This window comes from Roseomonas sp. TS2 (assembly GCF_058833935.1).
Genome location: NZ_JCACVY010000182.1, coordinates 1 through 8,920, shown reverse-complemented (window position 1 = coordinate 8,920; position 8,920 = coordinate 1). Strand labels below are relative to the sequence as shown.

Here is an 8,920-nt window from a genome sequence, read left to right as displayed (position 1 = left end):
CATGCTCGACCACAGAACTTCGTACAGGCTGAAGCGCTGGTCGGTGCCGAAGCTGGCGGCCGCCGCCTCGACATTGACGCCCTGGCGAAAGCCCGAGGCCATGCGGTCGGTGCCGCCACGGGCCAGGATCAGGTTGCCATCCGCACCTTCATAGGCGAGCAACGCGGAATGGCGCGCGATGCGCTCGATGACGTCCCATGGGCTTTCGGTCAGGATCAGGTTGAACTGCGGCACCACGAGGCCGTCGCCATCGGGGGCGGTGACGCTGATGCCGAAAGGGGCGGCGAGCTGGGCGGCGAGCGCCCGGGTGCTGGCCAGCATGAGCTGGCTGTTGCTGTCGCGCAGCCAGGCGGAGCAGTCGACAAGGTCCTGGCAGCGGCCGCGGCCGAGCATGCGCAGCCGGTGGCTGCCACGGTCGATGCTAGGGGCGTAGCGGTCGATGTAGCCGGTGACCACGACATCCTGGCCGAGCAGCACCTGGCAGGCGCTGCCGGGGCGTGCGGTGACGCCGTCCAGCTCGCCGGGGAAGCGTTCGGTCAGGGTGATGTCGAAGTCGCTGGGGCAGCGCTCGATGCCGCGCGAGACGCGGATCTCCTGCCAGCCCGACAGCCGCCGTCCCTCGACCAGGAGCGTCAGCTCACCGTCGTCGGGCATTATCCCTGGTTCCTTATGGGTTGCTTTTCGGCAGGATCGGAACAATCCACGATCTGGGATCGACCAATGCCGCTGCCTCACCTACGTGCCTTGGGCGCTTTGCTTTTCCTCACCATGCTCCCTGGTACCGCCGCCTCGAAGGAGCCTAACGGTTTCCATTTCTATGAACTGAATGAAGAAGGGATCATCGGATGTATGAACCCCACATACCTCTCTTCTGTCAGAAGAGTAGGCCAGCCCGATGAAGCAACATGGAGGGATAGAATGGATGCAGGGCGCTGCCTGCCGGTAGTGTCCGGGCGCATATGGGTTCTTTTGGACCACAAGAGCCCATACAAGTATTTAAGGCTGGTGGCGACGAGCTGGATTGACGTCAATCTACCAAAGCCGACGCTGTGGTTTTGGGAGACGGACGTCCGGGAGATCAGCCGGGAAGAGGCTAGGTCCCGAGCGCGCTGAACTCCACCGGCATGAAGTTCGGGTCTTCTGCATTGGCGTAGGCGGCGAGCTGCTCCGCACGGTCGATGTCGCGGTACAGCCGATAGGCATGCACCAGCGCCGGCAGCGGCCCCGGCACGCTGACCGTGCGCAGCGCCGCCAGATCCGCCGCGCGGCGTGTCAGGTCCTGCTGCACCGCGCCGCGCAGCGCCCGCAGCGCGGCGAGGCTGGCATCGTCGCCGAGATCGCCCGCCGCCAGCTCCTCCGCCTCCAGCAGGCCGCAGAGCTGGTCGCGTAGCGCCACAGCCTCATCGTAGGAAGCCGGGGTGCTGGCGGCTGCGGCACGCGCCATGGCAACCAGCGCGGCGCGGCGGCAGGCCGCGCCCACCGCCGCCTGCATGGTGGCCATGGCCCTGCCCACTGTACCGCCGCCAGAACTCTCGCCCGGCGTGAACCTTGCCAGCGGCGCCAGCAGGGTGATCTGCGCCGCTGGATCCGGGGCAATGCCACGCAGGGTGGCGACCAGGTCCTGCAGGCCTTCCGCCAGGTCGGTGGTGGTGCTCATAGCCGATCCGCCAGGGTGGTGATGTCGCTGACCGCCTGGCCGACCGCGCGCTGCGTGCGGGACACGCGGGTGAGCTGGGCATTGACGGTGTTGGTGGCGCGGTCGAACGCCGCCAGCGGCGATTTCGGCCCGGTGAGGTAGCGGCTCATCACCCGATCCGCGCCCGGGATCAGGCCGCTGGCCGCGCCCAGCAGGTTGCGTGCGTCGCTCGACAGGCGGGACGCGGTCGATGTCCAGACGCGCAGCGTGCGCCGCGCCTGGTCGGCCGTCGCCGTGCCTTGGCGCAGGGCCTGGCCGGCCTGGGCGGCGAAGTCACCGGCCGAGGCCAGGTCCGCCGCGTCGGCCGCCGCCAGGATGGAGGAGAGCCCGTCCTGGCCGAACTCCGGAAACAGACGGTCGCCGGCCTCCAGGAACTGGAAGGACAGCTCCACCACCCGCCCCAGATCGTGGCGCGAGGTGGTGGCGAGGTTGACCAGGCTGACCTGGCGCAGCCCGAGGGTCGGGTGCATCAGCTCGCCCGGGCCTTCCTGCTCGGCCGCCTCGACCATGCGCTCCTGCTGGTCGAGGCAGTCGTCGCCGATCAGGAAGCCCAGCACGCTCAGGCGCCGCATGCCCCGTCCGAGATCCTCAATCCAGGCGGTGTCGCGGAAGGGGTATTCGTGCGGCGCCACCCGGCGGCCCACCTGAGTGTCGGTGTGCCAGACCTCGAAAGGCAGGCCGCGCCAGGAGGCCGGGCGCAGCTCATCCTGCCAGCTCATGGCCCATTCCCCATCATGGCGCGCTCGACGCGCACCCCACCATTCGGGTCACGTGTCGTGGTGGTGGCGGTCACCCCCGCCGGCAGGCCAGAGATGCGCAGGTCGATGCGCTGCGGCGTGGAGGCTGCCGGGGTGCTGCCCGACGCGCCCGGTCCGGCAGCAGGTGCCGCTGGAGCCGCTACCGGTAAAGGCCGGCCGATGGCCATGCCGACACCGCGCTGCATCGCGGCCTCGTCCGGCGTGCGGCCATTCTCATGGCGCGCCATGGCCCGCACCAGGCGCAGCATCATGGCTTCATCCGTGAAGTCGATGCGGGTGTCGCGGCTGAGGCCGGTCTCCTGCTCGACGCGGCGGATATAGGCACCCGTGTCGTTCTCGGTCGCCGGCGCCCATTTCTGGATCAGCTTGCCAACTGTGTCGAAACCCCGGCGGGCATGGATCTGCATCTGCCGCACCGCCTGCGCCACGCCTGCCTCCATGCTGGTGTAGCGCCCGAAGCGCCCATCGCTGGGGGCTGCCGGATCAAGGCCCTGCTGACCGGGGACATAGGTCAGGTTGAGCGGGTTGTTGTTGCGCAGGCCACGCGGGTCGGAGGCGGAGCGGCCGGCAGCCGGTGCCCGGCTGGTGTTCTGATTGCCCGGCGTCAGGTTGCGGCGCAGCCGATCCACCAGCACCTTGCCCCAACCGGCCAGGGAGTTGTCGGAGTCCAGCCAGCCCTTGCCGCCATTCTCGGCCCGGTCGCGCTCCTGCGCCTCTTGCAGGCGCTTCAGCGCGTCGTCGCGCAGCCGGCTCCGCAGGCTGCCCAACTCCCAGGCGGCAACGCCTGCCGCACCGGCCGCGCCAGCGGCACCGGCGCCGCCCATCATGCGGGCGATCCAGCCCGGCGCGCGGAAGGCGGCGATAGCGGTGAGCGAGGTGGCGATGGCAGCGAGCGGCAGAACCAGGTTGGCGGTCAGTACCGCGCCGAGGCCGATGGCGGCCTTCTCCCAGCCGCCCATCCACTCCACCATGCTGGTGATGCCGGTGACGATGTCGCCGACTTGCGTGGCGATCCGCTGTAGTCCGCCGTCGGCGACGAAGCGCTCGGCCGCCGCGGCGAGGCGGGTGACCACTTCCTCGACGCGCTGGGCGATCAGCTCGCGATTGGCGGCGATCCAGTTGGTCAGCCGCTCCAGCATCGGGCCGATCACGGGCGCCAGGCGCTGGGCGATGGAGTTGACCAACCCCTCGGCCGCCATCTTGAGGCGCATCTGCGTCTCGGCAAACTTGGCGCCGATGGCGGCGCCCTTCTCGGTGATGACGCCAAAGCGGCGCGCATCCTCCTCCCAGCGCTTGAGGCCGGCGCTGCCTTCCTTGAGGAAAGGCAGCATGGATTCCGGCAGGCGCAGCGCGCTCAGTACCCGCGCCTGCAGGCGAGGATCGGCGATGCGGGCGATGCCGTCCGCCACCTCGGGCAGCACCTCGGAGGCGGTGCGCGCCCGGCCGGCGGCATCGCGCATGCGGATGCCGAGCAGGCCGAAATACTGCAGCGCCGTGCTGTCGCGCCCGCCCACCGCGTCGGACAGCGCATCGCCCAGGCCCTGCAGGCCCTGCGTCACCGCCTCAGCCGAGATCCCGGCGAGCCGCCCGGCGTTCTGCAGGGCGTTGAGGCTGGCTGTGGTGGCCATCACCCGGTAGGCGGTGGTGCCCATCTGCGCGGCGAAGCTCGCCCAACGGGTGGCCAGCCCCACCACACCGGCGATGCTGGCCGCGCCCGTGATGGCGGAGAGCGGCGGGATGATGGTCGCCATGGAGTGCGCCACGCGGCGGGCTGCCCCGGCCAGCCGGTCGTATTGGCTGACGCTGCGTAGCTGCGTGCCGGCTTGCGCCAGGCGCGCCTGCAGGCGGGTGACCGTCGCGGTGATGCGGGCGATGGGGGAGGTGATCCGGTCGACGGCCGCCAGCGTGACGGAAAGGGTGCCGACAGCAGCGGCCATGGCTCAGGGTTCCCGTGGTTTCTTCAGCCGCACTGCCTCGCGTGCCCACCACAGCAGGCGGGAGACGGGCAGCTGTTCCGCGTCAACCGGCCCCCAGCCAAAGGCCAGGGTCACGGCAGAGATCAGCCCTCGCCAGCCTTCGCCGGGGAGGGCGGCGAAAAAGACGCGAAGTGCTCGCTGGCCCGCTCAATCACCCGCTGCGGCAGCATGTGCGCGGCCTGCATGGGGATGCGGGCGTTCAGCGAGATCAGCGTCAGGATCTGCTGCACCGCCTCGGTCTGCTTGCCCATCGCCAGCAGCTGGCCGGCGGTGGGCTCGCTGACGACGATGCTGTCGTAGGTCTTGCCGCCGACCTCGAACGGCGCGAAGCGGATCCGCAGCGGCGGCTTCTCTTCGATGACGGTTTCGTCGTCGGTGTAGATGTCGTCCACGATCAGCCCTCCCGCACGTCTTCGCCTTCGAAGCGCACCGCGAAGGTGGCTTCGGTGGAGTCCACCTCGGCGGCCTCGACCGTCCAGAGGCCGGTGCCGCTGATGCGCTTGCCGTTCGCCAGCTGCAGGGTGACCGAGACGTTGGTCATGTCCTGGAAGTCGCGCACGTTGAAGGTGCCGTCATCGCGGATCGTCGCCGCGATGAAGCCAGGCTTGGGGGTCTCGGAGTAGCCGCTGACGCCGCGCATGCTGGCGAGCGTGGTGCGCGTGACCGAGGAGACGCCGTACTGCGGCTGCGAGACCACCTCGTACTCGACACCCTCGATCCAGAGCCAGACGAGGCCTGCGAGGCGGCGCGAATTGTCGGCCATGGATCAGCTTCCCTGGCTGGAGTTGCGGGGCTGCACGACCGCGGCGAACTGGCGCAGCTGGTCGATCGGCACGATGGGGATCAGCCCGTCGACGCGGCAGCGGTTGGAGGCGTTGCGCTGGACGTCCAGCGCCGTGGCGAAGGCCTCGTAGTCCTGCACCAGGCCCTGGCGCTCCAGGAACCGGTACCGGCCGAGCAGCGCGTCGCGGATGATGCTGGGCGTGACGATGCGCGAGCCCGGTCGGGCGCCGGTGCCATCATCGGCCAGCTTCATGCGGCCGAAGGTGGTGGTGACGAAGGCCCGCAGGTCGCGGATCACCGCCATCACGACGAACATCCGCTCGACATAGAGCTGGCTGTCATCGGCCACGCCGGCGGCGTTGCGCTGGTAGGTGGTGATGATGGTCTCGGTGGTGACCGTGCCGTCATCGGCCACCGTGTGGGTGCTCATGCCGTCGAACAGCAGCACATTGCGCTCGCCGATGGTGAAGCGCTTCTCCGCCGGCGGGGGCAGCACGTCGAGCGGCAGGCCGTGCAGCGGCAGGCCAGGGTCGGCGCGCAGGCTGACGGCGAGCGCGCCCACCAGGTTGGCGGCCCAGATCGCCGGCGGCGTCGGGCTGCCATTGGCCGGCATCACCGTCAGATGCGGGTCGTTCTGCGCCAGGCCGAAGGTGGTGGCTTCGCCCAGTGTGCCGGCGGTCGCCGCAAAGGCGTGGCCGTACAGCATCCGGTCCCAGGCCCAGCGCGCCGCCAGGAAGGCCCGGATGGAGGCGAGGGAGGCGCTGTCGGTGAACGGGCAGACAATGAAGTCGAAGGTGCGGTCGCCGAGGTTGGCCAGCGCCGCGTCGAGCGCCGGGTTGGTGGTGCCGCCGGTCATCTGGGTCAGCGTGACACCAAGGCCGGCCGGGGTGGCCTCGCCGCCGGCGGCGCCGCGGTAGTTCAGCATCAGCGGCAGCTGGTTGCCGTTGAGGCCCTTGTTCTTGGCGGTCAGCGTCACCGTGCCCGTCGCGGCCGCGGCGGTCACCGGCAGGTCGGGCTGCGCGGTGATGGCGGCCGCCAGGGCGGTGGCCAGCTGCGCCGGCGTCTGGCTCGGTACCACCAGCATCTGCACCCGCTCGCCGCCCACATAGAGGTTCAGCGTGCCAGCGGCCGTGGCGGCGGTGGTGAAGGCCACCGAGCCCGTGGCCGCAACGCTGGCCCCGGCATCGGCCAGCGGCAGCAGGTGCAGCTCGCCGAAGCTGTCGCGCCGACGATAGGCGGCCGCCATGCGGGCCAGCTCGGAGCCGGCACCGGCGGCGCCGCGGCGCCACTCGGCGCCCTGGTCGATCACCGGCAGGCCGGCGGGCAGGGTGCCAGCGGCGGTCATCTGGCCGATCACGAGGGTGCGCTGCGCCTCGGTGCCGGTGTTGCCCTGGCTGTTGTCCAGCTCGGCAAAGAACAGGGGCACCCGCAGGGCGGCGGGGATGTCGCGGAACCCGACCATCAGCGGGGGGCCTCCTGGGTGGGGATGTGGGTGGGGCTGGCCACCATCGCCTTCAGGCGCTCGGCGGCCGCCGGGTCGATGACCAGCTCGGTCAGCAGGAAGCCGCGCACCGCCTCCAGCACCTCCTCAGGCGTGCGGGCGACGTGGATCTCGGCGGAGCGGGCGGGGTCCATGTAGGACAGGCGGACGGGCGAGATGACCCAGCCGTTCGCGACCTTCTGGATCTCGACGCGGTCATTCACCGGCATCGGAATCCTCGTCCGCCGCGACCACGTCGCCGTCGCGCAGGCGGCGCAGCCAGTAATCGGTGTGCGCCACATCGCGACCCTCGGCGGGCAGCAGGTCGCGCAGATCGGGGTCGCGCACGTCACGACCCGGCGCAGGCTTCACCTTCATGGGTGGGTGTCCTTTACGGCGCGGCGTCGAAGCGCGGCGCGAATGCGAAGTCGGGCTCGTCGCAGACGATGGCGGGCGGCGGCAGCGCGTACCGCTCGCTGAAGCGCAGATCGAAGGCGACCAGGGCGCGGCCCAGCGTCTGCTCGCCGTCCTTGCTGCTGACGCCGAAGGTGGTCCGCACGCCGGCGATGCGCTCGATTGGGCCATCGAGGCCCAGCAGCTCTGGCGCCTGCAGCACCGCCTCAGTGACGGCACCGGCCAGCGCCTCCAGCTCGTCCTCGACCGCCTCGGCCTGCTCGCTGGCGCGGGACGCCTCGTCCACCCGGATCTCGACCGCCAGCGTCAGCTCGGTGTCGTAGGTGGTGATGGAGGTGCCGGCGCCGGGCGGCGCCTTCTTGTCCTCCTGCCAGGCATAGACCGTCAGGGCGGGCATCTCGCGGCTCTGCAGTGGCCAGGTGCGGCCGCGGAAGACCCGCTTCTGCACCGCCGGCACGCGGGCCTTGAGCAGCTCCACCACGATGTGGCGGATGCGCGCCCGGGCGGAGGGCCAATCCTCGGCGCTCATGGGCCGGCGCTCCCTACCTTCTTGAGGGGGAGGTAGACCCAGCCCTGGCCGTCCGGCTGGGCGTCGAGAGCCACGAAGGTGATGTTCCGGATCTGCACCCGGTCACCCGCGTCATGCACGAAGCCGGCTGGAAAGTCGGCCTGGCAGACGCCGATCTGCGTCTGCATCAGCGACACCGGCGCGTCGCCGTCCAGCATCGCCTGGATCTGGAAACGGTCGAAGATCGCGCGGACCTGAAGGTTCCCCTTCACGCCGCGCGGGTGATATTCCACCAGCTCCGGCTCGGCGAAGGCCTCCAGCACGGCGGCGTTCAGCGCGCCGAAGTCGATGGCCATGGTGCGTCAGGTCCCGGCGCGGCCGCTCTGCAGCATCTCGGGGCGCGTGCAGATGTGCAGCGGGTAGCTGTACACCTCCTGGCGCCACCAGCTGTTGCGGTCGCGGTCGAAGATCGGCAGCACGTAGATCGGCTTGCCGGGCGTGTTCACCCAGTCGAAGGTCTCGCCCGGGGACAGCGCGCGCTCGAACACGCCGGGCGCGCCCACGGGGAAGAATTTCACCTTGGTGGGCTCGATGGCGATGGTGCTCTGGTCGTTCGAGCCCTGGTAGTTCAGCCAGTCGATACCGGCATAGTGCATCGAGGAGAAGGCCGCGCCGGTGCGCAGCTCCTTGGCCGCCTCCCAGTTGAGGTAGGTCTTCACCACGTCCTGGTGGCTGATCAGGTCGTCCCAGAACTCGTCGCCGCAGAGCGCCTGCACGCGGGTGTTGGGCGCCCAGGCACCCTGCGCGGCGCGCTGCATGTCACGCACCACGGCGTTGCACTTGCGGCGCAGGTCGCCGTCCTTGGGCGTCGCGGCCTTCAGGTCGAAGGCGATCTCAGCGGGCTGGGTGACGCCGAACTCGTCGAACCAGTTGAACAGCACCGAGCCGTCGGCATCGAGCAGCAGGCCCTGCACGGCGCCGAGGCGGTGCCGCTCCCAGGTGTACTCCATGTTGCTGGTCAGGCCGGTGGGGCCGGCCAGGCGCCGCGCCACCTCGGTCTGCAGCTGCATCAGCACGCTCTCGGTGCCGAACTCGCGGATGCCCTGCAGCTCGGAGGCATTGATGGTGTCGCCGTGCGCCAGGCGCGGCGTCTCGAAGTAGCGCATCTTGCGCTTCTCCGTGGTGCGCTCGGTCAGCGGCGCGCCGCGCTGGCTGGTCGGGATCACCACCAGCACGCCGTTGCGCTCCTCGACGGCGAGCGCCGTGGTGCGGATGGGCTTGTCGGTGAAGATGTTGAGCGAGCCC

General features: G+C 70.3%; 12 protein-coding genes. All 12 read right to left on the bottom strand.

Annotation, left to right across the window (positions count from 1 at the left end; all coding sequences use genetic code 11):
• Positions 1-654 (bottom strand): phage baseplate assembly protein (locus ACZJYS_RS20335; protein ID WP_493180119.1); only part of this gene is annotated, 654 nt, incomplete at its 3' end.
• Between the two features lie 439 nt (positions 655-1,093).
• Positions 1,094-1,657 carry a hypothetical protein gene (locus ACZJYS_RS20330; protein WP_493180118.1) on the bottom strand — a complete coding sequence of 188 codons (564 nt, stop codon included), beginning with the start codon at positions 1,655-1,657 and terminating at the stop codon, positions 1,094-1,096.
• Positions 1,654-2,415 carry a DNA circularization N-terminal domain-containing protein gene (locus ACZJYS_RS20325; protein ID WP_493180117.1) on the bottom strand — a complete coding sequence of 254 codons (762 nt, stop codon included), beginning with the start codon at positions 2,413-2,415 and terminating at the stop codon, positions 1,654-1,656. The genes ACZJYS_RS20330 and ACZJYS_RS20325 overlap by 4 nt, the downstream gene beginning before the upstream one ends.
• Positions 2,412-4,391, bottom strand: a complete 1,980-nt coding sequence (locus ACZJYS_RS20320; RefSeq protein ID WP_493180116.1) for a hypothetical protein — start codon at positions 4,389-4,391, stop codon at positions 2,412-2,414. The genes ACZJYS_RS20325 and ACZJYS_RS20320 overlap by 4 nt, the downstream gene beginning before the upstream one ends.
• A 122-nt stretch (positions 4,392-4,513) precedes the next feature.
• Complete coding sequence (locus ACZJYS_RS20315) at positions 4,514-4,822, bottom strand: phage tail assembly protein (RefSeq protein ID WP_493180115.1); 309 nt, start codon at positions 4,820-4,822, stop codon at positions 4,514-4,516.
• Positions 4,823-4,824: 2 nt separating this feature from the next.
• Entirely contained in the window at positions 4,825-5,193 is a 369-nt protein-coding gene (locus ACZJYS_RS20310; protein WP_493180114.1) for a phage tail tube protein, read from the bottom strand.
• A 3-nt stretch (positions 5,194-5,196) separates the two neighbouring features.
• Positions 5,197-6,675 carry a phage tail sheath subtilisin-like domain-containing protein gene (locus tag ACZJYS_RS20305; protein WP_493180113.1) on the bottom strand — a complete coding sequence of 493 codons (1,479 nt, stop codon included), beginning with the start codon at positions 6,673-6,675 and terminating at the stop codon, positions 5,197-5,199.
• Positions 6,675-6,923 (bottom strand): hypothetical protein, encoded by a 249-nt coding sequence (locus ACZJYS_RS20300; RefSeq protein ID WP_493180112.1) that lies wholly within the window; start codon positions 6,921-6,923, stop codon positions 6,675-6,677. Before ACZJYS_RS20300 ends, ACZJYS_RS20305 begins: the two co-directional genes overlap by 1 nt.
• The gene (locus ACZJYS_RS20295; RefSeq protein ID WP_493180111.1) at positions 6,910-7,071 is read right to left on the bottom strand and encodes a DUF2635 domain-containing protein; all 162 of its coding nucleotides are present in this window, start codon (positions 7,069-7,071) and stop codon (positions 6,910-6,912) included. The genes ACZJYS_RS20300 and ACZJYS_RS20295 overlap by 14 nt, the downstream gene beginning before the upstream one ends.
• Positions 7,072-7,084: 13 nt before the next feature.
• A complete protein-coding gene (locus ACZJYS_RS20290; RefSeq protein ID WP_493180110.1) occupies positions 7,085-7,636 on the bottom strand; it encodes a hypothetical protein in 552 nt (183 codons plus the stop codon).
• Positions 7,633-7,971 carry a head-tail joining protein gene (locus ACZJYS_RS20285; RefSeq protein ID WP_493180109.1) on the bottom strand — a complete coding sequence of 113 codons (339 nt, stop codon included), beginning with the start codon at positions 7,969-7,971 and terminating at the stop codon, positions 7,633-7,635. The genes ACZJYS_RS20290 and ACZJYS_RS20285 overlap by 4 nt, the downstream gene beginning before the upstream one ends.
• Before the next feature lie 6 nt (positions 7,972-7,977).
• Positions 7,978-8,920: major capsid protein (locus tag ACZJYS_RS20280; RefSeq protein WP_493180108.1), on the bottom strand; the 943-nt coding region annotated here is incomplete at its 5' end.